This is a genomic window from Planomonospora algeriensis, assembly GCF_977012225.1.
The window spans coordinates 1-782 of the sequence record NZ_CDRNDK010000988.1 but is presented as its reverse complement, the minus strand read 5'-3'; the positions used below and the strand labels follow the sequence as shown (position 1 = coordinate 782).

Below are 782 nucleotides of genomic sequence, written 5' to 3'. Positions count from 1 at the left end.
CCTGGGTTCCGCAGCTAATCAGGGTTCTGGGCCACGGGTGAGGGTGTAGGTGCTGGTCAGCAGGATGGGGACTGGTCGGGTTCTCGATTCGGCCTAGATACACGCATGCTCGCCGTTTCCTAGTCCCGCCAAGGACTATGGCGTTATCGTCTAGTCCATGTACCTGCGGTCGACGCCTCGCCGGAACAAGGACGGGACGGAAGTCCGATACCTGCAGCTCGCGCACAACGTGTGGGATCCGGTGTTGAAGCGGTCGAAGGTGCAGGTCGTCTACAACTTCGGCCGCGAGGATGCCGCGAACCGGGAAGCCTTGCAGCGCCTGGTCGCCTCGGTCACCCGGTTCCTCGATCCCGACGCCGCCTTGTCGGCGGCGACCGACGGGCTGGCGTTCACCGAGTCCCGGCCTCTGGGCGGCACCTGGGTGCTCGATGCCCTCTGGCGGCAGTTGGAGATCGGCAAGGTGATGAAACGGCTGCTCAAGGGCCGCCGGCTCGACCCGGCCGCGGAGCGGGTGCTGTTCGCGCTGGTCGCCAACCGGGCCCTGGCCCCCTGCTCCAAGCTCGCGGCGGCCCGCTGGGTCAACGAGGACGTGGCGATCGATGGCCTGCCCGCGACCAGCGACGATGCCTGCTACCGGGCGATGGACCGGCTGATCGAGATCTCCGCCAAGCTCGAGGAAGAGGTGTTCCACCAGGTCGCCAACCTCCTCAACCTCGAGGTCGATCTGCTGTTCTTCGACACCACCTCGACCTACTTCGAGACCGAAGACGCCGACGAAGCCG

At 66.1% G+C, this 782-nt stretch carries 1 protein-coding gene; it reads left to right on the top strand.

Going from position 1 to position 782, the window contains the following annotated elements; genetic code table 11:
- Positions 1 to 157: 157 nt before the first annotated feature.
- Positions 158 to 782: IS1634 family transposase (locus tag ACWJ6R_RS37375; RefSeq protein WP_449066711.1), on the top strand; the 625-nt coding region annotated here is incomplete at its 3' end.